Genomic DNA, 26,003 nt, shown 5'->3' with positions numbered 1-26,003 from the left:
GGCAAGGACCCGGCGGACGAGGGGCGCCCGGCCGTCACGTCAGCAGCTGGGCCATCTTCTTGGCGATCAGCTCGGTGGCGCGCCGAGGGGCGAGCCGCGACAGGCGATCGAGCCCGCGGGCGTCGCTGCCGATGCACACGCGGTACGGGCCCGTGCGCACGGCGTCCACGATCTTCGCCGCCGCGACGCTGGGCTTGGTGAGCGAGGCCTCCATCGCCGACGTGTCGGCACCGGCCCCGGGGATCGCCGAGCCGGAGTTCTCCGCGATCCCGGTGGCCACGCCGCCGGGGAACACGACGGTGACGGCGACCGGCGTGCCGCGCAGCTCGGCATAGAGGGCCTCGGTGAACAGCTTCACCGCCGCCTTCGACGCGCCGTAGGCGGCCTGCCCGGGCACGGGCGCGAGCGCACCCATGCTCGAGACGTTCACCAGGGACGCCGCCGGCCGGGACTGCAGCTGGGGCAGGAACGCGGTCGTCATGTTGACCACGCCCCAGAAGTTGACCGCCATGACCTTCTCGATCTCGGCGTGCGTCAGGTCGGCCACCTTGACGAACTTCTGGATGATGCCGGCCACGTTGATCAACCCGTCGACCCGCCCGTGCACGGCCAGCACGTCGCCGACCAGCGCGGTCACCGCCGCCGCGTCGCTGACGTCGACCGTGTGCAGGGTCAGCCGGTCGGCTGCGCCGGCCACGCGTGCGGTCTCGGCGAGCGCGCTCTCGCGCAGGTCCACCGCGGCGACGCGACCGCCCTCTCGCAGCAGGGCGAGGACGACCTCGCGGCCGATGCCGTTGCCGCCGCCCGTGACGACGAAGACGTTCCCCTGGATCTCCATGGCCGATCAGCCCTTCGCCATGTGGCGGGCGGCGCGCAGGCCGAAGACGGCGGCCGGTCCGATGGTCGAGCCCGGGCCCGGGTAGGTGCGGCCCATGACCGACGCCGAGTTGTTCCCGGCGGCGTACAGGCCGGGGACGACGGTGCCGTCCTCGCGCAGGGCGCGACCGTCCGGGTCGGTGACGACCCCGCCCTTGGTGCCGAGGTCGCCGAGCACCACCCGGTAGGCGACGAAGGGGCCCTTCTCGATCGGGCCCAGGTTGGCGTTGGGATGGACGGTCGGGTCGCCGTAGTAGCGGTCGTAGGCCGAGTTGCCGCGGCCGAAGTCACCGTCGACACCGGACCGTGCGAAGCCGTTGAAGCGCTGGGTCGTGGCCGCGAGGCGGGCCGGCTCGACGCCGATCTTGCGGGCCAGGGCCGCGATGCTGTCCGCCTTCACCTCGATGCCCGCCGCGCGCATGGCCTTGACCGCGCGGGGGTCCATGGCGAACGTCCGGAAGTAGCGCCGGATGTTGCGCGCCTCGAGGATCAGCCAGTACGGCCCGGCGCCGCCGTCGCGCTCGAGCATGTCGTGGCCGAGGTCGACGTAGGACTCGGACTCGTTGGCGAACCGGTCGCCACGGGAGTCGACCATGATCGAGTAGGGCATCGAGCGCTCGCCGACGATGAAGGACGGCCGACCCTCGGGCGGTGCGGCCAGCGAGGCCCCCCACCACGCCTCGTCCATGAGCTCGACGGCCACACCGATCTCCTGCGCCGCCGCGATCGGCACCCCGATGTTCCCCAGGTTGCCCGACGGAGCGCCGTCGATGCCGTGGTACTTCTGGCGCCAGTCCGTGTTCCCCTCGAACCCGCCGCCCGCGAGCATCACGCCGCGGTTCGCGCGGATGGTCACCGGTCCGCCGTCGCGCTGCACGCGGATTCCGACCACGCAGCCGTCCTCGACGAGCAGCTCCTCGAGGGGTGAGCTGAACCAGAGCGGCACACGGCGCTGGACCACGAGCGCGTGGCCGAACGCCGTCGCCCACGCGTTGCCGATGCCGACCAGACGCTTGCCCGTCACCACGCCGCCGAGGATCCGCGAGACGACCTTCACGCCGCGGACCATGCCCGACGCCGTGGACCAGGAGCGACTCAGCAGCCAGACGTCGTCCGTCTTCGCCGGCAGCGGGACGGCGCCGCGCAGGGTCTGCCACCACGGTCCGAGGATCTTCGAGTCGAGCGGCTCGACCTCGATCGAGCGCCCGATCTTGCCGCCGGGCAGCTCGGGGTAGTAGTCGGGGTAGTCCGTCGCGCGGGCGAACGTGACGCCGAACTTCTCCGCGGTGGTCACGAAGTCACCGACGCCGTCGACGAACGCCTCCTTGCGCGCGCGCGTCGAGGCCAGCCCGACCTCGCCGACGCACGCCTCCAGGTAGGTCAGCGCCTCCTCGCGGGAGTCGCCGACGCCGTCGCGGTGCATGAGGGGGTTGTCGGGCATCCACATGCCGCCCCCGGACATCGCGGTGGAGCCACCCCACTTGTCGGTCGACTCGACCATGAGCACCGACAGCCCCTCGTCGACGGCGCCCATCGCCGTGGCGAGGCCGGCCGCTCCCGTCCCGACCACGACGACGTCGTAGACGTGCTCCACGGGGGTCCTCGGTGCCATCACGTGCTCCTCTCGGCAAACCGGACAACACTGTCCGGATCTAGGATGCAGCATGCCTCCCGCTCGACGAGCCGTCAACCGTGGCCCCGCCGCGGCGCCCGAGAACCGCACCGCGATCCTCGAGGCGGCGCGGCGCCTGTTCGCCGAACGCGGCTTCCTCGTGCCGCTCAGCACGATCGCCAAGGAGGCCGGCGTCGGGCAGGGCGTGCTCTACCGGCACTTCCCCACCCGGTTCGAGCTGGCGTTCGCGGTGTTCGAGGACAACTTCGTCGAGCTCGATCGCGCTGCCTCCACGGGCGGCCCGGACGCGTTCGGCGCGCTGTGGGCCGTGCTCCTCGAGCAGACCGTGAGGGAGGCCGCGTTCGTCGAGATGGTCGTCGAGGCCCGCCGGTCCCAGCCCGCCTACGACGGCGACGACCGCCTGCGCGCCCTCATCGAACGCACCCTGCCCGAGGCGCGGGCCGCCGGGCGGGTCCCGGTCGGCACGCAGATCGAGGACGTCCTGCTGGCGTGGCGGATGGTCTTCGGCGTCGTGGCGACGGCCGAGTCCGCCGATCGCGCGCGCGCCGACGTCGCTCGGGTCGTCGCGTTCTTCGATCCGGGCCGCTGACCCGCCCGCCGTCTACAGGTTCTCGACGAGCGTCTGCAGGTAGGCGGCGAGATCGTCGATGGCCTCGGGCGTCAACGGGAGGTCGAGGACCTGTCCGTCAGCGAACGTGCACACGGCCCTCTGCAGCCGGGGCCGCGACGCGGGCACCCCGTCCTCGGCCTCCGTCGAGACGTCGATCGACACCAAGCCCGCCAGGCTCTCCGCACGCGTCACGATGTCCACCGCACTGCCGACGTCAGCCCGCGCCACCTCGCAGCGGATCCGCAGGCGACCCGTCAGGACGAGGATCGTGGCCGCGAGCTCGCCGTCCGGGTTCGTGGGATCTGCGGCGACCGTCGCGTCGACGTACAGCGGAACCTCGACCCGGAGAAACTGCGCGAGCCCGGCCAGGGCGTTGCCGTACCAGGTCGGCCGTGCGTCCGGCCCGGCGTCGGGAGCAATGGCTCGGCCCAGCTGCCCCTGGCCGACCAGCAGCCCGTCGATCGTGGCCAGCGCAGTGCCGACCGGGTCCTCGATCGCCATCCTCGGACGCTACTCCGGTGCGGATCCCCAGGGTACGGCTCCCCCGATCCTGAGTAGTCTCGACTACGTAGGGCAGGCCCACGCGCCGCCCGCGAGAAGGATCCGGCCGCCCTCTGGACGACTCACACGAGGGCACCTCGTGCCCCGACAGCACGGTTCCTGAATCGACGGTTTCCCTGACAGGAGACACCCATGACTGCCGACGACGTGCCCATCGACATCGCGACCGCCGCCGGGGCTCTCTTCGCGGCCCAGCATCCCGTCACCGCCGAGGCCACCCTCACCGACATCGACGCGCAGGCGCTCGCGATACGCCACCAGCTCGAGGACCTCGCACCCCGGGTCACCGCGACCGAGTCCGCCGTCGCTGCGATCGCGGACACGGTCAACGCGATCGCGGCCAACCTCGACGCGCTGATCCGGCGCACGAACCTGCCCTCCGGCGTCGCCGCCGGGAACGCGATCCAGCAGATCCTCGGCCATGTCGAGGCCATCGTGAAAGCCACGGACGCCAACCCGAACACCTGATGTCCGAGACTGCGAGCCCCCTGGAGCCGTCGGCCGATGCCGACCGGATCGCCCAGCTGCTCGCCGAGGCCACCTCGGCCTCGGCCGACCGACCGGGCATCTCGCACGCTCTGTCTACGCTCGCGAACCAGCTCTCGCTGCAGCACCTGGACGACCTCGCAGCCCGGGCACAGGACGCCGCCGTCAGCGTGGCGCAGGCCGCGGTCGATGCCGGTGCGACCGATGCCACCGCACTGACGTGGCTCGCCGAGTGCCGTCACACGCTCGCCCAGCGCCTGGTGGACGCGGGCCGGCGCGAGCAGGCAGCCGCACAGACGATCGCGGCCGTCCCCGCCTACCAGCGGGCCGCGGCAGCCCCGGGAGCCGCCGTCATCGGCATCGCACGCAACCTCACGTCGCTCCAGAAGCTCATGCTCTCCCTCGGCCTCGCCTCGGAGGGCTTCGCGACGCAGCGGACCGCCGTCGCCGTGCTCGAGGCCTACTCCCCACCCGCGGCGTGGCGTGCCGACTATGACGCGCTGCTGTCCGACCTTCTGGTGACGCTCGCGGCGCGATGTGACGATGCGGGGCAGCCGGACGCCGCCGGCGCCGCTCGCGACCTCGCCACGCTCGCCGCATTTCAGTGGGGACTGGCCCTGTGGAACCGCGTCGCCGAACCGGTAGCCCGCATCGCGAGCCACGCCCGAGCCCTCGCCGCACTAGGAGCGACCGACGCCTCGTCTGCGCTCCTGTCGTTCTCCAGTCGGGCGCTGCGGGGCATCGAGGTCGTCGAGCTCGATGCCCCACAGCAGCACGTGCTCGACGACGACTCGCACGACGTCGAACAGATCAACGCAAGGATCGCCGCCGCGGTCGCTGCAGCGAGGGCGGCGGCAGATGCACGGCAACAGATCCCGCAGGCCCTCGCAGCTCTCGGCACGACCGCAGGCGCTCCCGTCGGCTCGGCCGCGGCCGGCGTGAGAGACCAAGCCCAACGTGCACTTCAGAGATTCGGCGCATCCGGTGTGCAGAACACCGAAGCCCTCGGTCGGCTGATCGCGGCAGCGACCGGTGACGGCACGCTCGGTTCGCTGCTGCCGAGCCATCTCGACGGTGGCCTCGGTCACGACCCGCACGATGCGCAGACGGCCATCGCCGCCCTCCTCGCCCGACGGCGGAGGTTCTGCGCTGTGCGGGACTTCCCCATCCCGAGCCTGAGCGAGATCGGCCCGCTGGGCGGGGTCGGTCCCGATGCTGCCGCGCGTTGGGCGCACGGCGGCCTGACCGTCGCCATCGACGGGTCGGGTGCGCGCTTCGCCCCGTTCGTCGACCCGGCCGGCAGGGACGCCGTCGACATCGTGACCAGCGCGTTCCTCCAGTGGCAGGCCGCCGGTCTGGTCGGCGCGGCGGGCTACCTCGACTTCCAGATCGTCGACGGCGCGGGCCCGTCCGACATCTCCGTCTCGTTCGTCGACTCCGACGTCGAACCGTCGTTCGTCGGCTCCGTCGTCGGCTCCACGACCACCCGGTTGTCCGGCACGGTCATCGTGCGCGGCCGGATCCGCCTCTCCGCGCGTGCCGAGTGGTCCGTCGGGCTGCTCCAGGCAGTCGTCCTGCACGAGATCGGTGACGTGCTCGGGCTCCTGCACGACCACGGCCCGGGGAGCCTGATGAACCCGGTCGGCGGGCGGGTCCGGGCCATCGACGACCCCGCGATCACCGCGCTGCGGCGCCACTACACCTGACGCGCGACTCAGCCGCCGAGGAGGAGCGTCGAGGCCGCAGCGAGCAGCGGCCCGACGACGAGGATCCCGGTCTGCAGCTCGCCCAGGAGCGTGGCGTCGAGCCCGAGCTGCGCCTGGGTCGCCTGCCGTTGCTGCAGCTCGCCGCCGACCGAGCCGGCGTCCGACCCACCGACCGGAGCAAGAACGCGCAGCAACGCGCGAGCCTCGAGACGGAGCGCGTGGCGGGGAACCGCGTACGCGCCGCCGACCAGGGCCGTCCCGACGACCCCGAACGTGAGCACCGTGACGGGCGTGACAGGCGCGGCACCGTGCAGCGGCGTGAGCTGCGCGGAGGCCCCGAGGGCGAACGTCGACAGCGCGATGAGCGCACCCAGAGGAGGCAGCAGGCCGATCGTGAGCTCACGCAGGCGCAGATAGTCGTCGACGCGACGCCCGAGGACCGACCCCGCCGGCACGGCCAGGACGGCGTCGCGGACACCCAGCAGAGCGATCACGACGGTCGTCGAGCCGACGACCGCCCAGACGGTGAGCACCGGCCCGCGCCAGCTGACGCCGCTCAGGTCGAGAACCACGGAGGCCACCGCCAGCACGGCGACGACGGCCACGGTGACGGCTGCGAGCGCCCGGATCGGACCCCACCGCACCGGGCGGACGTCGGCGACGTCGGCCGAGCGCCGGAGCCCCAGCACGAACACGGCGGCGGAGCTGGTGGACAGCGCGACCGCCAGGCCGGACCAGACCACGACCCAGTCGCGGTCGGCGGCACCCGGGTGGTCGGCGATCGCCGAGGCGGCGACACCCACACCCAGGAGGAACCCGACCAGCACCACGACCGCCGGGAGTCGAGCGTCACGGGACCGGGTCACCCGGCCAGCCTGCTCGCACCGACGGGGTTCTCGCCAGCACGTCGGGGACACGTTCGGGGGATGCGTCGCCCGGTCTTCTGGCGTAGAACGGATCGCATGTTCGAAGAAGGTCAGCTCTACGCCCCCGTCACCGCGGACGAGGATGGCAAGGCCACGGTGCACCTCGCCGACGACCACCCCGGCGCGAACGACCCGGAGTACCGCCGCCGCCGCAACGAGATCGCCGCCCCGGCGCTCGCGTGGCAGCCCGGGGACCCGGTGCCGCGCGTCGAGTACACGGACTCCGAGAACGCGATCTGGCGCACCGTGTGCCGCGAGCTCGCGCCCAAGCACGAACGGCTCGCGATCCGCGGCTTCCTCGAGGGCAAGGAGGCGCTCGCCCTGCCGACGGACCACGTGCCCCAGCTCGACGAGGTCAGCGCGGGCCTCGGTCCGCTCAGCGGGTTCACGCTCCACCCCGCCGCCGGGCTGGTGCCCCTCGACGTGTTCTACGGGTCGCTCGCCGACGGGGTCTTCCACTCCACCCAGTACCTGCGTCACCCGTCGCAACCGCTGTACACGCCGGAGCCGGACATCATCCACGAGGTCGTGGGGCACTGCAATCTGCTCGCCAACCCCGCGATCGCCGAGGTCAAGCGCCGTGCCGGGGAGGCCGCGCGACGGTGCGAGACGCCCGAGGGCCTGCAGTACGTGGCCGACGTCTTCTGGTTCACCATCGAGTTCGGGGTGATGTACGAGCACGGCGAGCTGCGCGCGTACGGCGCCGGCCTGCTCTCGTCCTACGGCGAGATCGAGGAGTTCCGCGGGGCCGACGTCCGGCCGGTCGACTTCCATGCGATGGCCACGCTGGAGTACGACATCTCCCACTACCAGCCGATCCTGTTCGCGTGCGACGGCATGGGCGAGCTCACCGACCGGGTGGGCGGCTTCTTCGCCGACTTCGACGACGACACCCCGGCCCGGCTCGCCCGTGACGCCGCGCTGACCGCCCGCTGACCGCTGCCCCGGCACGGATGGACCGCATGGACGAGCGGGGCGCCGACCACTGGGTGGTCCACCGCGACCGGTACGACGGCATGTACGAGCCGTTCCAGAGAGCCCTGCTGTCCGCGGCGGGGATCCGCCGCGGCGAGGACGTGCTCGACGTGGGCTGCGGGTACGGCACGACGACGCTGGCCGCAGAGGCGCTCGCTCGACCCGGCACGGTGACCGGTATCGACGTGTCGCCCACCATGCTCGCCCTGGCGCGGACGAGCGCCGCGGGCACGAGCACCGTCTCGTTCGTCGAGGACGACGCCCAGACCCATGTCTTCCCGGCGTCGTCGTTCGACGTCGTGCTCTCGCGGCTCGGTCTGATGTTCTTCGCCGACCCGGTCGCGGCGTTCACCACGCTCCGGCGGGCGACCCGACCCGGGGGTCGCCTGGCCTTCGTGTCCTGGCGGTCGCCGGCGCACCAGCCCTGGTTGTGCGTCCCCGGAGCGGCCGTCGCGCGCTACGTCGAGCTCCCCGACCTGACCAACGGTGGCGGACCGGGCATGTTCGGCCTCGCCGACCCCGACCGCGTGCGGGCCGTGCTGCAGGCGGCGGGGTGGACGTCCGTCGAGCTGGAACCCATGACCATCCCGCTCCGTCTCGGGAGCTCGCCCCAGGACGCGGTGTCGTTCCTCCGGAGGGGATCCCTCGGTGGCCGGACGCTGGACGGCACCGACGAGGACACCGAGGCGCGCGCACTGGCCGACGTCCGGGCGGCGATGGCTCCGTACACCGTGGCGGACGGGGTCCGGCTCGACGCGAGCGTCTGGCTCGTGCAGGCGCGGGCCTGACCGACCGCCCCGGTCAGACGGGTTGCCGGTCCCGGACGACGAGCAGGTGCTGCCGGAAGAACGCCGCGAGCTCGTCCGTGGCGTCGAGCGGCAGGACGGCTGCGACGTACTGGTCGGGCCGGACGACGACGACGCACCCGGCTCGGTCCACGCCCCGCAGCTCGAAGATGTCGTCGGTCGGGTGCGTGGCGAAGACGTTCTCGTGGTCGACGAGCCCGAACGGCCCGGTGCGCGGCCGGAAGAGCTCGGGCACGGCGGCGACGTCGACGTCGACGTGCGGCTGCTGGTAGACGACCTTGATGTCGAGGACGCTGTCGAGGTCCTCCCCCGCCCGCGTGTGGGCGAGCACCGGGGAGTCCGGCGAGCCGGCCATCCAGTCGGCCCACGCGGTCAGCGCGGCGGCCCCGTGGTCGGCGAACGCGTAGACGCGCCACCGGCCGTCGGCGCGGTGCCCGTGCCCGAGGTGCAGGGGGTTCGAGTCGGCGACGCGGACCACGGGCGCGGCCTTGAACCGCTTCCCGACCGGGAAGCCCGTGGCGAGCGCCTGGTGGTCCGCCTCGGCGACGAGCATCGACGGCGGGTACTGCGTCATGAACCCGAAGAGGAACTCCGTGGTCCGCACGTAGAAGTCTGCGAGCTCGGCGGGGTCGGTGACCTCCTCCGGCTTCTTCGCCATGAGCGCCGACCACTGCTTGTCGAAGTCGATGAGGTTCTGGGCGATGACCTGGCGCTCGGCGGAGTAGGTGGCCAGCAGGCTCTCCGGGCTGCGACCCGACAGGACGTAGCCGAGCTTCCACCCGAGGTTGAACCCGTCCTGCATGGACACGTTCATGCCCTGACCGGCCTTCGCGCTGTGGGTGTGGCACGCGTCGCCCTCGATGAAGACGCGCGGGGTGCGCGTGCCGATCTCCTCGAGCGGGACGTCGTCGAACCGGTCGGTCACGCGATGGCCGACCTCGTAGACGCTGTGCCAGGCCACGTCCTTCACGTCCAGCGTGTACGGGCGCAGGATCGCGTTCGCGTGGGCGACGATCTGCTCGACGGTCGTGCTGCGCAGCGCGTCGTGGTTCTCCGGCCGGACCTCGCCGAGGTCCACGTACATGCGGAACAGCTGGCCGCCCTCGCGAGGGATGAGCAGGATGCTGCCGCCGGAGCCGGACTGGATCGCGCACTTGCGGCGGATGTCCGGGAAGTCGGTCACGGCGAGGACGTCCATCACCCCCCACGCGTGGGCCGCGCTGCCACCGATCGCGGTGCAGCCGATGGCCCGCCGGACCCCGCTGTGCGCGCCGTCGGCTCCGACCACGTACCTCGCGCGGACGGTCTTCTCGCTCCCCGCGTCCGCACCCGACGTGCGCACGAGACGGACGGTGACCGGGTGCTCGCCGGAGTCGGCGATCTCGAGGTCGCGGAACTCGTAGCCGTAGTCGGGCGTCATCCGCGTCGGGGCGTTCGCCATGAACTCGGCGAAGTAGTCGAGGACGCGCGCCTGGTTGACGTACAGGTGGGGGAACTCGCTGATCCCGGACGGGTCGTCGGGCGTCCGCTCGCCACGGACGATCCGCGTCGGGTCGGCCGGGTCCGGGTGCCAGAAGCAGACCTCCATGACGCGGTAGGACTCCTCCGCGATCCGCCCCGCGAAGCCGAAGGCCTGGAACGTCTCGACGCTGCGCGGCTGGATCCCGTCCGCCTGGCCGATCGCCAGCCGCCCCTCGCGTCGGTCGACGATCCGCGTGGTGATGTCCGGGAACTGCGACAGCTGCGCGGCGGTGATCATGCCGGCCGGTCCGGTGCCCACGACGAGGACGTCCACCTCGTCGGGAAGCTCGTCGGGACGGTCGAGGCCGACGCCTGACGCGGGCTGGACGCGCGGGTCGCCGGAGACGTAACCGTGGTGGTGGAACTGCATGGGACCGACTCCCCTGACGTCGATGTCGAGGTTGACGGATCGTATACTATCGCCCTGAGCCGCAACGACGCGGTCGACCCTGGTCCGGGAGGCCCTGCTCCATGCCGACGGTTTCCGCACACGTCGCCGTCACGCTCGCCGCCCACGTCGACCACGTCTTCGGGGTCATGGGCAACGGCAACGCGTACTTCCTCGACGCCCTGACGTGCCAGACCGACGCCCGCTTCATCCCCGTCCGGCACGAGGCCGGCGCGGTCGTCGCCGCCGACGCGTTCCACCGGTCCTCCGGCAGGCTCGCTGCGGCGACGACGACGTACGGCGCCGGGTTCACCAACACCCTCACGGCCCTCGCCGAGGCCGTGCAGGCGCACGTGCCGCTCGTCCTCGTGGTCGGCGACGAGCCGACGTCCGGACCGCGACCCTGGGACGTCGACCAGATCGCGATGGCCTCGGCCGTCGGCGCCCGCACCTACACCGTGGGCCGCACCGACGCCGCCGCCACCACCGTCATCGCCGTCGAGCACGCCCTGACGTACCGGGTGCCCACCGTGCTCGCGATCCCCTACGACGTCGCGACCCTGGACACGGGCCCGGTCCCCGAGACGCCGATCCCCCGCCTGCCCGAACCCCTCGCCGTCCGCGGGGCGTTCGCCGACGGCGTCGTGCGGGAGATCGCGTCGGCCCTCGCCGGTGCCCGCCGGCCGCTGCTCCTCGCGGGACGCGGCGCCTGGGTGGCCGACGCGGGCAAGACCCTCGGCGCCATCGCCGACGCGACCGGGGCGCTGACGACGACGACGGCGCTCGGGCGCGGGATCTTCCCCCGCAGCGAGTTCGACCTCGGCGTCGCCGGCGGGTTCGGCGCGGACGAGGCGATGGCGCTGGTCCGCGAGGCCGACGTCGCGGTCGTCGTGGGCGCCTCCCTCAACCAGTTCACGATGCGGTTCGGCGACCTCTTCGCCCCCGGGTGCCGGGTCTTCCAGGTCGACGTCGCACCCGCGGCGACCCACCCGCACGTCGGCGGCTACGTCCGCGGCGACGCCGCGGTCGTGGCGGCGGCGATCCTCGACGAGCTCGACGGCGCGGTGCCCAGCGGGTGGCGGGAGACCGTCGACCTCACGGCAGCGCAGCGGCACGAGCCCGGCGACGGGATCGCGCAGGACGGCCGGTTAGACCCGCGCTCCGCGGCCGCTCGCCTCGCCGAGCTGCTGCCCGAGGACCGGGTGGTCGTCTCGGACGGCGGCCACTTCCTCGGCTGGTCGAACATGTACTGGCCGGTGGCCGCGCCGGACCGGATGGTCATGGTCGGCACCGCGTTCCAGGCGATCGGTCTCGGCTTCCCGAGCGTCGTGGGCGCGGCGCTCGCCCGGCCCGAGGCCACGGTGGTCCTGACGACCGGCGACGGCGGCGGGCTCATGGCCCTGTCGGACCTCGAGTCGGCGGTGCGGGTGGCGGGCGGCCGCGGGATCGCGGTCGTGTGGAACGACGGGGCGTACAGCGCGGAGGTGCACCTCTACGCGCGCAAGGGGCTGTCCCGGGAGCCGATGCTCATCCCGGACGTCGACTTCGCCGGCGTGGCCACCGCGCTCGGCGCCCAGGGCGTCGCCGTCCGGTCGGTGGAGGACCTCGACGCGCTGACGGAGTGGCGCGCCCGACCGGCCGCCGAGCGCCCGTTCCTGCTCCTCGACCTGCGCATCTCCGGCGCCGTGGTCGCACCCTTCTGGGAGGAAGTCTCCCGGGCGAGCGGCTGACCTCGCCCCCGCACCAGCCACGAGCAGACGACCGCACCCCGAGAGGCGACCCATGGGCGAGACCACCCCCCGCCACCTGCCCGCCGACCTGCCCGAGCGGATCCAGCACTACATCGGCGGCGAGCACGTCGACTCCGCCGACGGCGCGACGTTCGAGGTCCTCGACCCCGTCTCCAACGAGACGTACCTGCGGGCCGCCGCGGGCAAGGCGGCGGACGTCGACCGGGCCGTCGCCGCGGCCCGGCACGCGTTCGAGAGCGGTCCGTGGCCCCGGATGCTGCCGCGCGAGCGCTCCCGGGTCCTGCACCGCGTCGCCGACATCGTCGAGTCGCGCGACGCCCGCCTGGCCGAGCTCGAGAGCTTCGACTCCGGCCTGCCGATCACCCAGGCCCTGGGCCAGGCCCGCCGCGCCGCCGAGAACTTCCGGTTCTTCGCCGACCTGGTCGTCGCCCAGACCGACGATGCCTTCAAGGTCCCGGGGCGGCAGCTCAACTACGTCAACCGCAAGCCGATCGGCGTCGCCGGGCTGATCACGCCGTGGAACACCCCGTTCATGCTCGAGTCGTGGAAGCTGGGACCCGCGCTGGCGACCGGCAACACGGTCGTCCTCAAGCCGGCAGAGTTCACGCCGCTGTCGGCGTCCCTGTGGGCCGGGATCTTCGAGGAGGCGGGCGTGCCCACGGGCGTGTTCAACCTCGTGCACGGTCTGGGCGAGGAGGCGGGCGACGCGCTGGTCAAGCACCCGGACGTCCCGCTGATCTCGTTCACGGGCGAGAGCCGGACCGGGCAGCTCATCTTCGCGAACGCGGCGCCGGCCCTGAAGGGCCTGTCGATGGAGCTCGGGGGCAAGTCCCCCGCCGTCGTGTTCGCCGACGCCGACCTCGAGGCGGCGATCGACGCGACGATCTTCGGGGTGTTCTCGCTCAACGGCGAGCGGTGCACGGCGGGCAGCCGGATCCTGGTCCAGCGCGACATCTACGACGAGTTCGTCGAGCGCTACGCCGCCCAGGCACGGCGGGTCGTCGTCGGCCCCCCGCACCTGGCGAGCACCGAGGTCGGCGCCCTCGTGCACCCCGAGCACTACGACAAGGTCATGGGCTACATCGAGATCGGCCGGACCGAGGGTCGCCTCGTCGCGGGCGGCGGGCGGCCCGACGGCTTCCCGACGGGCAACTACGTGGCACCGACCGTCTTCGCCGACGTGCCGCCGGACGCCCGGATCTTCCAGGAGGAGATCTTCGGCCCGGTCGTGGCCATCACGCCGTTCGACACCGACGAGGAGGCGCTCGCGCTGGCCAACGGCGTGAAGTACGGGCTCGCCGCCTACGTGTGGACCAACGACCTGCGGCGGGCCCACACCTTCGCCCAGGCGGTCGAGTCGGGGATGGTCTGGCTCAACAGCAACAACGTCCGTGACCTGCGGACCCCGTTCGGCGGCGTCAAGGCCTCCGGGCTCGGCCACGAGGGCGGCTACCGGTCGATCGACTTCTACACCCACCAGCAGGCCGTGCACGTGACGCTCGGCGAGGCGCACAACCCGACCTTCGGAAAGGGACACTGACGTGAGCGCGACCCCGGACCCCATCCCGACGCCGTCGTCCCCGCCGCCGGACATCCTGCGCGCCGCGTCGATGGAGCTCGTCGTCACCGACCTCGCCGCGTCGCGGCACTTCTACGTCGACGTCCTCGGGCTCGTCGTGACCGAGGAGGACGACACGTGCGTCTACCTGCGCAGCCACGAGGAGTTCATCCACCACAACCTCGTCCTGCGCGCGGGCCCCGTCGCCGCGGTCGCCGCGCTGTCCTACCGGGTCCGAGCACCGGAGGACCTCGACCGGGCCGTCGCGTTCTACCGCGAGCTCGGGTGCCGGATCGAGCGGCGGGCGGACGGGTTCGTCAAGGGCCTCGGCGACTCGGTGCGCGTCGAGGACCCGCTCGGGTTCCCCTACGAGTTCTTCCACGACGTCCAGCACGTCGAGCGGCTCGCGTGGCGCTACGACCTGTACACGCCGGGCACGCTCGTGCGCATCGACCACTTCAACCAGGTCACGCCCGACGTGCCCCGGGCCGTCGCGTACCTGGAGGACCTCGGGTTCCGGGTGACCGAGGACATCCAGGACGAGGCGGGGACCACCTACGCCGCGTGGATGCGCCGCAAGCCCACCGTCCACGACACGGCGATGACCGGCGGGAACGGCCCGCGCCTGCACCACGTCGCGTTCGCCACGCACGAGAAGCACAACATCCTGGCGATCTGCGACAAGCTCGGCGCCCTGCGGATGTCGGACCGGATCGAGCGGGGTCCCGGCCGCCACGGCGTGTCCAACGCCTTCTACCTGTACCTGCGCGACCCCGACGGACACCGCATCGAGATCTACACGCAGGACTACTACACCGGCGACCCCGACAACCCGGTGGTCACCTGGGACGTGCACGACAACCAGCGCCGCGACTGGTGGGGCAACCCGGTGGTCCCCTCCTGGTACACCGAAGCGTCGCTCGTCCTCGACCTCGACGGCGTCCCACAGCCGGTCGTCGCGCGCACGGACTCCAGCGAGATGGAGGTGACCATCGGGGCCGACGGGTTCTCCTACACCCGCAAGGGGGACGCTCCCGAGGAGCTGCCGAGCTGGAAGCAGGGCGAGTACAAGCTCGGCCACCAGCTCTGACCGCCCGGGCGGTAGCGCCGGCGTGCTCGGACGCTCGATGGCGCTGGCCGGCGGAGAGCATCATGGTCCGATGGCCAGTGTCGAACCCGATCTCGTCGTGCCCGACGTCGCCGCTGCGGTCGAGTTCTACCGCGCGGCGTTCGGCGCCTCCGTGCTCCACAGCGTTCCCGACGGTGGAGTGGTCCAGCTCGACATCGACGGAGCACGGCTGTGGCTGTCCCGCGAGGGTGCGTCGCACGGCCGGCTCTCGCCGGCGACCGCGGGCTCTCGGTCCGCACGGATGATTCTGTTGGTCGACGACGTGGATGCCGTCTGGGCTCGCGCAGTATCGGCCGGGGCAACGGCCGAGGCTGAGGTCGCCGAGGACTATGGGTGGCGTCTGGGCAGCGTCGTGGACCCGTGGGGCCAGCGCTGGGAGATCGGTCGCCGGCTCGAGGACGACGGAACGTCCTAGTGCCCCTCGTCTACGTCGACGACGGCGCGCCGACACCCCGCAGGATCGACGCCATCTTCTTGCCCCGCGCGACCTCGTCGACCAGCTTGTCCATGTAGCGGATCTTCTGCATCAGGGGGTCGTCGATCTCCTCGACGCGGATCCCGCAGATCAGACCCGTGATGGCGGACGCGTTCGGGTTCATCGCGGGCGCCTGGGCGAAGAACGTCTCCATGTCGACCTCGTCCGCGATCGCCTTGTCCAGACCGGCGCCGTCGTAGCCCGTGAGCCACGTGATGACCTGGTCGACCTCGTCCTTGCCGTGGTTCTTGCGCTCGACCTTCTGCACGTACAGCGGGTAGATGCGGGCAAAGCTCATGGCGAAGATCCGGTGACCCGGCATCGTGGGCGACCTCCGTCGTCGTCGTCGGTGCTCGTGCGTGTGCTCGTGCTCCCAGTGTGCCCGCCGGGAGGGCGTGGCAGGCTCGGTCGATGGCCGAGATCCTCCTCCTGCACCACGTCCTCGGGCTCACCGACGGGGTCCGCTCGCTCGCCGACCGGCTCCGCACGGCGGGCCACACCGTGCACACGCCCGACCTGTTCGAAGGCCGCACCTTCGACAGCATCCCCGCGGGGATGTCCCACGAGGAGGACGACCTGGGCTGGGACGTGATGACCTCGCGCGCCCGCCGCGCGGCCGACGGGCTTCCGACGGATCTGGTCTACCTGGGGATCTCGATGGGCGTCGTGTACTCCCACCTGCTGGTGCGCGAGCGCCCCGGTGCCCGTGGCGCGGTCTTCCTCGAGTCGTCCACCAGCACCGACGACTTCGACGGCTGGCCGGCCGGCGTCCCGCTGCAGGTGCACGGGCACGGCGACGACGAGTTCTTCGGCACGGACGGGGCGGCCCACGCCCGCGCGCTGGTGGCCGCCGCCGGCGAGGGCGAGGTGTTCGTCTACCCCGGCAGCACGCACCTGTTCGTCGACGACTCGGTCGCCACGTTCGACGCGGCGCAGACGGACCTCGTCCTCGAGCGCGTCCTCGGCTTCTCGGCGCTCCGCGGGGCCTGACCCCACCGCGGCGCCTCGCCGGTATCGCCGCGGTATCAGGTCCGTTGACCTCGGTATCGGGCGGGCGGACACTCCGAGAATGAGGGTCCGGCTCCTGGGTCCGACGCAGGTCGAGGGTGATGGTGCTCTCGGGCGCCGCGACCGTGTCGTCCTCGCGGCGCTCCTGGTCCACGCCGGCGAGCCCCTCACCGTCGACCAGATCGCGGTGGCCCTCTGGGGTGACACGGTCCCGCCGTCGGCGCCGAAGGTCGTCCAGGGCGTGGTGATGCGGCTGCGCCGCGTGCTCGGCCCGGAGCGGATCCGGACGACCGCGGCGGGGTACGTGCTCGAGCCCGACGGCCTCGACCTCGACGTCGCCGACTTCGAGCGACACGTCGGACGGGCGCGCGAGCTCCTCGCGGTCGGCGACGCGAACAGGGCTGTGGCGGTGTACGGGCAGGCACTGTCGTGCTGGTCCGGCCCGGCCCTGGCGGACCTGCTGGACTGGGACGACGGGCGCGCCGAGGCGGCCCGGCTCTCCGAGGTGCGCGAGTCGGTCGAGGAGGAGCTGGTCGAGGCGTTGCTGGTGGCCGGCCGCGCGTCCGAGGCCGTCGCCGACGGTCGCCGGCTCGTGAGCAGGGCACGCGCCCGGGAGCACCGGTGGGCGCTGTACGCGCTCGCGCTGTACCGCACCGGGCGTCAGCGCGAGGCCCTCGACGTGCTGCGCCGCGCCCGTGCCGTGCTCCTCGAGGAGGTGGGGCTCGACCCGGGGGCCGAGCTGGCGGACCTCGAGCGCGCGATCCTCGCTCAGGACCCCGCGCTCGACGGCGCCGGCACGCCGGCCGCCCGCCCGTCGGACGTGTGCCCGTACCCCGGGCTCCGGTCGTTCGACGCCGACGAGGCCGACCTGTTCGCCGGTCGCGAGGCGGAGATCACCGACTGTCTGGCGCGCCTGGACTCGTCCCGGTTCCTCGTGGTCGTGGGCGCCTCGGGCTCCGGGAAGTCGTCGCTGGTGCGCGCCGGGCTCGTGCCCGCGCTCCGCCGACGGGGACAGCCGGTCGTCGTGCTCACGCCGGGCGCGACACCGGTGGCGACGCTCGCCGCGGCGGTCGCCGCCGAGGACGCACCGGTGCTCGTGGTCGACCAGCTCGAGGAGGTGTTCGCCCCGACGGTCGAGGCCGACGTGGCCGGGTTCCTCGACGGCCTCACCACGCTGGTCGACTCGGGGCGCACCGTCGTGGTCACGGTCCGCGCGGACCACCTCGCGTCGATGTCCGGCAACCCGGGACTTGCGCGGCACGTCGAGCGCGGCGTCCTGCTGCTGGGCCCGCTCTCGGAGGCCGCCCTGCGGCGTGCGATCGAGGAGCCGGCCCGGCGCAGCGGGCTGCTGCTCGAACCCGGGCTCGTCGACCTGCTGGTGCGGGACGTGCTCGACGAGCCCGGCGCGCTGCCCCTGCTCGGCCACGCGCTCGCGGAGACCTGGACCCGGCGCGAGGGTGCCGTCCTGACCGTCGAGGGATACACGGCGAGCGGCGGGATCAACGGCGCGGTCGCGCAGTCGGCCGAGCGCCTCTACGTGTCCCTGCCGGCCGCCGACCGCGAGGGGCTGCGCGCCGTCGTGCACCGGCTCGTCGCCGCGGCGCCGGGGGGTGACCCGGTCGTCGTCCGCGTCCCCACCCGGGTGTTCGAGACGGCGCAGGACGCACCCCGGCTGCTCGACCTGCTCGTGCGGTCGAGGCTCGTGACGACCGATGCGGACACCGCCGCGCTCGCGCACGAGAGCCTCGTCCGCGCGTGGCCGCGGCTACGGTCGTGGCTCGACGAGGACGTCGACGGGCAGCGGACGCTCACGCACCTGCAGGTCACGGCCGATGCCTGGGACCTCGCGGGGCGGCCGACGGACGAGCTCTACCGGGAGGCGCGCCTGCAGACGGCGCTCGAGTGGCGGGCGCGGGCGCACCCCGTCCTCGCCGCGACGGAGGCGGCATTCCTCGACGCCTCCGCCGAGCACGAGCAGGACGAGCACCGCGAGCAGGCCCGACGGCTGCAGGCCCGGACCCGGGCCAACCGGCAGCTGCTCGGCGCGCTCGTCGCCGTCGGCCTGCTGCTGGCCGTCTCCCTGTTCGGCGGGTCGCTCGCCGTGGGCAACGGCCGGCGGGCCGCGGCCTCGGCCCTGGCCGCGGAGTCGGCGGCCGCCGACGCCCGCGGCGACCGGCTGTCGTCGGCCAGCCAGTCGGAGCCGAGGATCGACCTCGCCCTCCTGCTCGCCCGGCAGGCCGTCGAGATGTCCCCCCGACCGTCGTTGCAGGGCAATCTCCTCGATGTCCTGGCCCGGCGCGACGTCATCACCTCGGCGAGCTCCGGCGTCTTCATCCCGATGCGGTTCGACGACTCGGCCGTCAGCCCCGACGGCACGCGGGCGATCCTCGACGGGCAGCCGAGCGATGGCCAGGGTGACGCCGGCCCGTACCTCGTCGACACGCGCACGGGGCGGGTGATCACCAGCATGGGCCTCGGGCCGCCCGTCGCCGACTGGTGGCACACGCCGTGGGTCTCGGGGTTCGTCGACGACGGCCGGACCATCGTCGTCATGCGCGACACGGCCGACGGGTCGGGCCGCGAGCTCGTCCGGATCGATGCGACGAGCGGCGCCGCCGCGCCCGCCGAGCCGGTCGCGGGGTCGTTCACGGGTGACTTCTTCCGCCAGGACCGGCTGTCGATTAGCCCGGACGGCCAGACGCTCGTCTCGATGGCCGACCGCACGCTGCGGGTGTGGGCTCGCAGCGGCGGCGCGTGGCTGGGTCCCCGGCTGCTCCCCCTGCCCGAGCTCCCGGCGTCGCGGTCGGACCAGGAGGCGCCCGACTCCATCCGGTTCAGCGCCGACAGTGACCGGGTGGTCGTCGTCATGGAGTACCTCGGGCGCGCGGACGCCAACCCTCCGGAGCTCGCAGTCGCCGTCGACCTGTCCACCGGCGTCTGGTCGGGGCCGTACCTCACGGCCGGCGACGTCGCGCTCTCCCCGGACGGGGCGACCCTCGCCGTCGCCTCGCAGCTGGGCACCGTGACGCTCCACGACCTGGTGACCGGCGGCTCGACGAGCGTCCCGGGCCTGTCGGTGCCGACGGCCGTGGCGTTCTCCGCCGACGGCGACCGGCTCGCCGTCGGCTACCGGGACGGCTCCGTCGAGGTCTACGAGACCGGCAGCATGCACCTGGCGCTGCGCGTCCCCGCGACGAGCGTCATGGTGCGGCTCGTGGCCCTGCCGGCCGGCGGGGACACCGTCGTCGCGGTCGACGAGAACTCGCGCACCACCACCTTCTCCCTGCACGGCGCGAGCAGCATCGCCGCCGCGGTGGCCACCGGGGCTGTCGACCAGGCGTCCGCCGGGCCGCCCGGCACCGTCGTGGCGGCCGGCTTCTACGACGGCAGGGTGACCGTGTTCGACCAGGCCTCGCTGCGCCCCCTGCGGGACCTGTGGCTGGGGCCGTACCCCGACCCGGACGGCACGTTCAACCCTCCGCTGCACCGACGCGTCTCGGCGCTCGCGGTCACGCCGGACGGCACGGCGGTCGTCGCCGCCGACCGCACGGGTCACCTGCGGATGTGGTCCGTGGCGGACGGGAGCCTCCTGTGGTCGCGGGACGACGTGCACGCGTCCTGGCTGGCGGTCTCCCCGGACGGCCGGTACCTCGCCACCTCGGAGTTCACGCAGGACATGGCCGACCCGCCGGTGCCGGAGGGGGTGCACCCCGACGGGTTCCCGATCACGACCACGGTGCGGGTGTGGGACCTGTCGGACACCTCGGCGCCGGTGCTCACCGACTCGCTGGCCGATCTGGACGACCCGGACTGGGGCATGCCCAAGCCGCGGGCGATCGCGTTCTCGCCCGACTCCACGATGCTCGCGGCGACGTGGTTCGGCGGCCGGGCGCCGCTCATCGTCTACGACGTGCGGGCGGGCAAGCGGGTCGTCACGGAGACCCCCGGACCCGACAACCCGAACGTCACCGCCTTGACCTTCACGCCCGACAGCGACCGCCTGCTGCTCTGGAGGTCGACCGGCGAGATCCTCTCGCGCGATCTCGCCAGCGGCAGGACCACGCGTGTCGCCACCGGGGGCCGGACCGAGTACGCGACCTTGCGGTACAGCGCGGACGGTCGGCTCCTCCTCGGCCTGGACGGCTACGACGAGGTCCGGCTCTCGATCTGGGACGCGACGACGTTCAGCCCGCTCGGGTCCACCGGGGACATCCCCGCGACCGACGGCGACGCGTCCCTCGCGCCGACCTCCGACGGCTTCGTGTTCGTCGGCACCGGCACCGGCGTCGAGCGCCTGGACCTGGACGTCCAGCACTGGAAGGACGCCGCGTGCACGCTGGCGGGCCGGTCGCTGACCAGGCAGGAGTGGGCGGCCTACCTCCCGGGGACGCCGTACCGCCCGGCGTGCGCGTGACCCGATACCGCGGCGATACCGCCGTGATGGGCACTGCGTGACCGACCCCTCGGACGGTGGAGGTGCAGCTCCCACCCGGGGAGCACGTACCTGGAGGTCATCATGATCACCGCCGTCCCCACCCTCACCCCGTCGACCCGCCCTGGACTTTCGCGCGGAGCCCTCGTCCTCGCACTCGTCGTCCTGGCACTGGCGGTCGTCACGCTCACCGTCGTGTTCGTGTGGCTGCACCCGCTCGGGGTCGGCGCCCCGGCCGAGGCCCCGGCCCCGGCACCCGCACCGGCCCCCGCATTCCGGCACGGCGGCTCCGTGTACGACCAGCAGGTCCCCAGCGCCGTCGGGTGGTCCGACACCTACGGCCCGGGAAGCGCGATCTACGACGAGCAGGTGCCGGGAGCGGCCCGCAGCTCCTCGACCCCCGAGCGGCCGCAGGCGTACGCGTCGTTCCCCGTCGTGATCCGCTGACCCGGCGGGTTCAGCCGCCCGTCGTCGACAGGCGCAGGAGCTCCGCCGCCGCACCCTGAGGTCGCTGGTTCGGGTGCCAGATGGCCCGCAGGGTGCGCGGCATGCTCAGGCCCGACACGGGCACGTGGACGAGCCGCCCCGCGCGCAGGTCGTCGGCGACGGCGAGGGCGGACAGCACCGTCGCCGCACCGGTGGCGCGTGCGGCGTCGCGGACCGCGGCGTTGCTGCCCAGGGTCTGCAGCGGTGGGGCGTGGTCGGGCAGCACCTGCTCGAGGTGGCTGCGCGTCCCGGACCCGTCCTCCCGCAGGATGAGCCGGGCCGCCGCCAGGTCGTCGCGCCCGATGCCGTGCCGCCGCCGCGCCCAGGGGTGGTCCGGCGGGACGACGACGACCAGCTCGTCGTGCGCGACGGTCCGGGACCGCACCGTCCGCGGGACCGTGGGCCCCTCGACATAACCGAGGTGCGCGTCGCCGCGAGCGACCGCGGCGGCCACGGTGACGGAGTTGCCGGGCACGACGTGCAGGGACACCCCGGGATGGCTCCGGCGCAGTCTCCCCGCCCAGGTAGGCAGCAGCACCTCCGAGATCGTGCTGCTGGCCGCGACGGTCAGCTGCGTGCCGGCCGACCGCAGGCCCTCGACGCCCTCCTCGAGGGCGCCCGCCGCCTGGATCACGCCGTCCGCCCAGGACAGGACGAGCTGCCCGGCGCCGGTGGGGCGCACCCCGAGCGACGTGCGCTCGAAGACGGCGACCCCCAGCAGCGCCTCGGCGGCGCCGACCCGTGCGCTGACCGCCTGCTGGCTGATGCCGAGGTGGCTCGCGGCCAGGCCCATGCTGCCGTGGGCGGCGGTCGTCGTGAGCGCGAGGAGCTGCTCCAGGCTGGGCACGCGCGCGAGGGAGGGCACGTCGACCAGGGTAGCCCGCCACAACCGCCGCTTGTGGGTCCACAACGATGCGGCCCCTACGCGAGGCGCGCGCGCCCCGTCAGGCTCGACCCATGAGCACGACGACCCTGACCGCCGGCCGACGGACCACTCCGGTGCCGACGAGCGTTCCGCCGGCCGGGCCCGCGTGGTTCCCGGCGGTCATGGGCACCGCGATCCTGGCCACGCTGCTCGGGCACGAGGCCGCCCGGGTGCCGGCCCTGACCGCCCCGGCCGCGGCGATGCTGGCGGTGGCTGTCCTGCTCCTGGTCGGCCTCGGGGCCGCGTTCGTGCGCCGCGTCGCCCGGGACCGGTCCGCGCTGACCGCCACGCTCCGGGACCCGGCGGTCGCCCCGACGTGGGGCACGGTCGCGATGGGGCTGCTGGCCAGCGGTTCCGCCGTGCTGACGGTCGCTCCGCAGCTCGGCGGTGGGCTCGGTCCCGGGGCGCTGCGGGTCGACGCGATCCTCTGGACCGTCGGGACCGCGCTCGGCCTGGTCACGACGGCCGGGTTCGTCGCCGCGGCGCTCACGCGTGACGTGGGGCGCCCGGTGCCGGCCTGGGGGCTGCTCGTCGTGCCGCCGATGGTCTCCGCGACGACGGGCGCCGCGCTCCTGCCCTCGGTGGGCGCTCCCTTCGCTCAGGCGGTGCTGCTCGCGACCGTCGTCGCGTGCTTCGTCCTGTCCCTGGTGCTCGGGGGCCTCGTCTTCGCCGTCGCGTACCGCCACCACGTCCGGGTGGCGCACCTGCCGGTCGCCGCGTCGGTGTCGGCCTGGATCCCGCTGGGGATCGTCGGCCAGTCCACAGCGGCCGCGCAGGCCATCGCCGGCCAGGGCGGCTCGCTCCTCGACCCGGGGGCCGCGGCCGCGGTGCACGGGTTGGCCGACGCGTTCGGCTACGGCATGCTCGCGCTGAGCATCCCGGTCGTCGTCCTCGCCGTGCGCGTCACCGTCCGGGGATTCCGGGCCGGGATGCCGTTCACGCCCGGCTGGTGGGCGCTGACGTTCCCCGTCGGCACGCTCGCGCTCGGTTCGCTCCTGCTCGGCGACGCCACCGGCAACGTCGCCGTCAGCGCGCTCGGGCACGCGGCCGTCGTCGCCCTCGTCGGCACCTGGACCTTCTGCGCCGTCGCGACCGCGCGTGCTCTGGCGGACGCCGCCGCTCGCTGACGCGGACCGTCGCGCGCACGACCCCGAGCGAAAGGTCCCCCCGCGAGGGCCCCCGCGCCAGTAGCCTCGTCGCTGTCCGCGCGCTGCTCAGCGCGGGGATGCGGGGCGCAGCGCCGGCGAGATCCGTCACCAGCCAGGAGGCTCGATGGCCGTGAGGCCGGACCGGTCGGGACTCGTCCGCGTGTGGTCGTCGGCAGCCGACGCCCCGCGGCTGCGTCGACCGACGGACGTCCTCCTGCTCGTCGCCTCGATCGTCGCGCTCGGGATCGTCGCGCTGGCGGCACCCGGCCCGTCGGGTGCCGACGACGCGGTCAAGGCGCTGCTCACCTGGCTCGAACCCGTCTTCGGCTGGCTGTGGAACGTCGTGTACGCACTCATGGCGCTGTGGGCCCTCGGGGTCGTGCTGCTCGCGGCGCTGAGCCGAGGTCGGCGACGCCTCCTGCTCGACCAGGCGACCGCCGCGGTCCTGGCGTTCGCGTCCGCGATGGGCGTCGGGGCCCTGGCCGGGACGGACGCGTCCAAGAGCATCGACGCGCTCGTGTCGTCCGGTCCCCCGGTCGTCTACATCGCCACGCGCGTCGCGGTGCTGGCGGCGGTGCTGGTGACGGCGTCCCCGCACCTCGCCCGGCCCTGGAGGTACGCCGGGCGCGTCGTCATCGGGCTGGGCGCGTTCGCCGCGATCGGCCTCGAGACCACCAACCTGCTCGGCGCGAGCGCCGCCATCGCCGTCGGGATCGCGGCCGCCGCGATCGCCCACCTGCTGCTCGGGTCGCCGCAGGGACGCCTGACCACCGCGCAGGTCCAGGTCGCTCTCGCGGACCTCGGCGTGCGCACCACGCAGGTCACCCCGGCCGTCAGCATGGAGTCCGGGAGGTACCTGCTGGACGGGCGGACCGAGGAGGGCGCCGACGTGCTGGTCCGGCTCTACGGCCGGGACGCGTGGGACAGCCAGGTGGTGGGGTCGCTGTGGACCGCCCTGACCCGCCGCGGCGAGCGGGCGCACGTGGGCGGGAGCCGACGGTCCCGCGTCGAGCACGAGGCGTTGCTGACCCTCCTCGCCGCGCAGGCGGGGGTCCCGACCCTCGACGTCGTCGCCGTCGGCGTGGCCGAGCAGGGTGACGCCCTGCTGGTCTCGAGCGCGCCCCGGTCGTCGCTCAGCGAGCTCGGTGACCACGAGCCCGAACTCCTGGACGACGACCTGCTCGGCGACATGTGGCGCGCCCTGCTCACGCTGAACGACGCGGGGATCGCCCACGGGACGATCGACGGCCACCACGTCGTCCTGCGGACCGACGGCACCGTCGCCCTCGCGGACTTCGACTCGGCGCGGACCGCCGCCGAGCCGGGCGACCTGCAGACGGACCGGGCCCAGCTCCTGGTGGCCACGTCCCTGGCCGTCGGCCCCGACCGCGCCCTCGCGGCGGCCATCGCGGCCCTCGGGCCCGACGGGCTCGCCGCCGTCCTGCCCTTCCTGCAGCCGGCCGCGCTCGGGCGCTCGACCCGGGCCGACGTGCGGTCGGCCACGTGGTCGATCGACGAGCTGCGGGACGCGGCGGTCACGGCGGCGGGTGTCGAGGAGCCCCCGCTGGAGCGCCTGCGGCGCGTGACGCCGCGCTCGATCGGGACGCTCCTGGTCGTCGCGCTGCTCATCTACGTGGTCATCACGCTGCTCGCGGGGGCCGACCTCGCCAGCGTCGCCGCCGCCCTCAGGTCGGCCGACCTGCCGTGGCTCATCGCCGCGCTCGCGCTCTCGCCGACCATCCAGACGGCCTTGGCCGGCTCGACGCTCGGCGCCACGACCGCGCGGCTGCGCTACCTGCCCGTCCTCATGCTCCAGTACGCCATCCAGTTCATCTCGCTGGTGGTGCCGGCCTCCGCCGCGCGGCTGGCGCTCGAGGTCCGCTTCTTCCAGAAGTTCGGCATCCCCGCGGCCACCGCCCTCTCGTTCGGGCTCATCGACAGCGTCAGCGGGTTCGTCGTGCAGATCACGCTGATCCTCGTGATCGTCGTGAGCGGACTACCCGGTTTCACCTCGAGCCTCGGGGCCGGGTCGCAGAGCTCCGGCTCGGGGTCCACAGGCCCGTCGTTGCTGGCGATCCTGCTGGCGCTCGCGCTCCTCGCCGTCGTCGTGACCCTGGTGGTGCCCCGGCTGCGCCACCGCCTCACCGCGTGGGTCCCCCGGATCCGCCGCGCGGTCACCGAGCAGGCGCAGTCGGCGCGCGCCGCGCTCGGCGTGCTGCGGCGCCCCGGGAAGATCTTCGCGATGCTCGGGGGGAACCTGGGCGCGCAGCTCCTGCAGGCCGCCGTCCTGGCGCTCTGCCTGCACGCGTTCGGGCAGACCGCCCACTTCTCGCAGCTCATCCTCATCAACACGGCCGTGAGCCTGTTCTCCGGCCTGATGCCCGTGCCCGGCGGGATGGGGGTCGCCGAGGCGGGCTTCACGCTCTGCCTGCAGGCCATCGGGGTACCCAGCGCGATCGCCGTGTCGACGGCCATCACCTACCGGCTCGTCACGTTCTACCTGCCGCCCATCTGGGGTGCGGCCGCGATGCGCTGGCTGCGTCGGCGCGAGTACGTGTAGGCACCCCCTCCCCGGGCCGCGTCGGGCGTTCTAGCCTGGGGGG

General features: G+C 73.5%; 21 protein-coding genes. 14 read left to right on the top strand and 7 right to left on the bottom strand.

Annotated features, from left to right (window positions below; all coding sequences use genetic code 11):
- Nucleotides 1-34: 34 nt before the first annotated feature.
- Entirely contained in the window at nt 35-838 is an 804-nt protein-coding gene (locus tag AC1DWH_RS00260) for an SDR family NAD(P)-dependent oxidoreductase (protein WP_477091975.1), read from the bottom strand.
- 6 nt (nt 839-844) lie between these two features.
- A complete protein-coding gene (locus tag AC1DWH_RS00255) occupies nt 845-2,488 on the bottom strand; it encodes an FAD-binding protein (protein ID WP_477091974.1) in 1,644 nt (547 codons plus the stop codon).
- Between the two features lie 52 nt (nt 2,489-2,540).
- On the opposite strand from AC1DWH_RS00255, the gene AC1DWH_RS00250 reads away from it, so the two are divergent.
- A complete protein-coding gene (locus tag AC1DWH_RS00250) occupies nt 2,541-3,098 on the top strand; it encodes a TetR/AcrR family transcriptional regulator (protein WP_477091973.1) in 558 nt (185 codons plus the stop codon).
- Nucleotides 3,099-3,110: 12 nt separating this feature from the next.
- Here the strand turns inward: AC1DWH_RS00250 and AC1DWH_RS00245 are convergent, their stop codons facing one another.
- A complete protein-coding gene (locus AC1DWH_RS00245) occupies nt 3,111-3,620 on the bottom strand; it encodes a hypothetical protein (RefSeq protein ID WP_477091972.1) in 510 nt (169 codons plus the stop codon).
- A gap of 192 nt (nt 3,621-3,812) precedes the next feature.
- Here AC1DWH_RS00245 and AC1DWH_RS00240 point away from each other — a divergent pair, with 192 nt between their 5' ends.
- Both AC1DWH_RS00240 and AC1DWH_RS00235 read left to right on the top strand, forming a co-directional pair.
- Nucleotides 3,813-4,148 carry a hypothetical protein gene (locus AC1DWH_RS00240; RefSeq protein ID WP_477091971.1) on the top strand — a complete coding sequence of 112 codons (336 nt, stop codon included), beginning with the start codon at nt 3,813-3,815 and terminating at the stop codon, nt 4,146-4,148.
- The gene (locus AC1DWH_RS00235) at nt 4,148-5,872 is read left to right on the top strand and encodes a matrixin family metalloprotease (protein WP_477091970.1); all 1,725 of its coding nucleotides are present in this window, start codon (nt 4,148-4,150) and stop codon (nt 5,870-5,872) included. Before AC1DWH_RS00240 ends, AC1DWH_RS00235 begins: the two co-directional genes overlap by 1 nt.
- An 8-nt stretch (nt 5,873-5,880) precedes the next feature.
- Here the strand turns inward: AC1DWH_RS00235 and AC1DWH_RS00230 are convergent, their stop codons facing one another.
- Entirely contained in the window at nt 5,881-6,738 is an 858-nt protein-coding gene (locus AC1DWH_RS00230) for a hypothetical protein (protein ID WP_477091969.1), read from the bottom strand.
- Between the two features lie 96 nt (nt 6,739-6,834).
- Here AC1DWH_RS00230 and AC1DWH_RS00225 point away from each other — a divergent pair, with 96 nt between their 5' ends.
- On the top strand, nt 6,835-7,734 hold the full coding sequence (locus tag AC1DWH_RS00225; RefSeq protein ID WP_477091968.1) for a phenylalanine 4-monooxygenase: 900 nt from the start codon (nt 6,835-6,837) through the stop codon (nt 7,732-7,734).
- A 26-nt stretch (nt 7,735-7,760) separates the two neighbouring features.
- Nucleotides 7,761-8,561, top strand: coding sequence for a class I SAM-dependent methyltransferase (locus AC1DWH_RS00220; protein WP_477091967.1), 801 nt, complete (start codon nt 7,761-7,763; stop codon nt 8,559-8,561).
- A gap of 13 nt (nt 8,562-8,574) precedes the next feature.
- Here AC1DWH_RS00220 and AC1DWH_RS00215 read toward each other — a convergent pair whose 3' ends face one another.
- Complete coding sequence (locus AC1DWH_RS00215; RefSeq protein WP_477091966.1) at nt 8,575-10,470, bottom strand: FAD-binding monooxygenase; 1,896 nt, start codon at nt 10,468-10,470, stop codon at nt 8,575-8,577.
- Nucleotides 10,471-10,571: 101 nt separating this feature from the next.
- On the opposite strand from AC1DWH_RS00215, the gene AC1DWH_RS00210 reads away from it, so the two are divergent.
- From AC1DWH_RS00210 to AC1DWH_RS00195, 4 genes are all read left to right on the top strand, one after another.
- A complete protein-coding gene (locus tag AC1DWH_RS00210; protein ID WP_477091965.1) occupies nt 10,572-12,218 on the top strand; it encodes a thiamine pyrophosphate-binding protein in 1,647 nt (548 codons plus the stop codon).
- Between the two features lie 52 nt (nt 12,219-12,270).
- On the top strand, nt 12,271-13,779 hold the full coding sequence (gene hpaE / locus AC1DWH_RS00205; RefSeq protein WP_477091964.1) for a 5-carboxymethyl-2-hydroxymuconate semialdehyde dehydrogenase: 1,509 nt from the start codon (nt 12,271-12,273) through the stop codon (nt 13,777-13,779).
- 1 nt (nt 13,780) lies between these two features.
- Nucleotides 13,781-14,887 (top strand): 3,4-dihydroxyphenylacetate 2,3-dioxygenase, encoded by a 1,107-nt coding sequence (gene hpaD / locus AC1DWH_RS00200; protein ID WP_477091963.1) that lies wholly within the window; start codon nt 13,781-13,783, stop codon nt 14,885-14,887.
- A 70-nt stretch (nt 14,888-14,957) separates the two neighbouring features.
- On the top strand, nt 14,958-15,341 hold the full coding sequence (locus AC1DWH_RS00195; protein WP_477091962.1) for a VOC family protein: 384 nt from the start codon (nt 14,958-14,960) through the stop codon (nt 15,339-15,341).
- Between the two features lie 10 nt (nt 15,342-15,351).
- On the opposite strand, the gene AC1DWH_RS00190 is transcribed toward AC1DWH_RS00195, so the two are convergent.
- Nucleotides 15,352-15,723: a DUF2200 domain-containing protein gene (locus tag AC1DWH_RS00190; protein WP_477091961.1), complete on the bottom strand. Its 372-nt coding sequence runs from the start codon at nt 15,721-15,723 to the stop codon at nt 15,352-15,354.
- Nucleotides 15,724-15,812: 89 nt separating this feature from the next.
- Between AC1DWH_RS00190 and AC1DWH_RS00185 the strand changes: the two genes are divergently transcribed.
- The 3 genes from AC1DWH_RS00185 (at nt 15,813) to AC1DWH_RS00175 (ending at nt 21,288) form a co-directional block, all read left to right on the top strand.
- A complete protein-coding gene (locus tag AC1DWH_RS00185; RefSeq protein WP_477091960.1) occupies nt 15,813-16,391 on the top strand; it encodes a dienelactone hydrolase family protein in 579 nt (192 codons plus the stop codon).
- A 79-nt stretch (nt 16,392-16,470) separates the two neighbouring features.
- Nucleotides 16,471-20,823 carry an nSTAND1 domain-containing NTPase gene (locus AC1DWH_RS00180; RefSeq protein WP_477091959.1) on the top strand — a complete coding sequence of 1,451 codons (4,353 nt, stop codon included), beginning with the start codon at nt 16,471-16,473 and terminating at the stop codon, nt 20,821-20,823.
- A 102-nt stretch (nt 20,824-20,925) separates the two neighbouring features.
- Nucleotides 20,926-21,288, top strand: coding sequence for a hypothetical protein (locus tag AC1DWH_RS00175; protein WP_477091958.1), 363 nt, complete (start codon nt 20,926-20,928; stop codon nt 21,286-21,288).
- Nucleotides 21,289-21,298: 10 nt separating this feature from the next.
- Here the strand turns inward: AC1DWH_RS00175 and AC1DWH_RS00170 are convergent, their stop codons facing one another.
- Nucleotides 21,299-22,192, bottom strand: a complete 894-nt coding sequence (locus AC1DWH_RS00170; protein WP_477091957.1) for a LysR family transcriptional regulator — start codon at nt 22,190-22,192, stop codon at nt 21,299-21,301.
- A 92-nt stretch (nt 22,193-22,284) separates the two neighbouring features.
- Between AC1DWH_RS00170 and AC1DWH_RS00165 the strand changes: the two genes are divergently transcribed.
- Both AC1DWH_RS00165 and AC1DWH_RS00160 read left to right on the top strand, forming a co-directional pair.
- Nucleotides 22,285-23,379: an SLAC1 family transporter gene (locus AC1DWH_RS00165; RefSeq protein WP_477091956.1), complete on the top strand. Its 1,095-nt coding sequence runs from the start codon at nt 22,285-22,287 to the stop codon at nt 23,377-23,379.
- 145 nt (nt 23,380-23,524) lie between these two features.
- A complete protein-coding gene (locus AC1DWH_RS00160; protein ID WP_477091955.1) occupies nt 23,525-25,960 on the top strand; it encodes a lysylphosphatidylglycerol synthase transmembrane domain-containing protein in 2,436 nt (811 codons plus the stop codon).
- Nucleotides 25,961-26,003 lie beyond the last annotated feature (43 nt).

The sequence above is a fragment of the Cellulomonas sp. P2_F12 genome (assembly GCF_056403775.1).
Note: the sequence above shows the minus strand (reverse complement) of the source record. Positions and strands in the feature narration are given on the sequence as shown.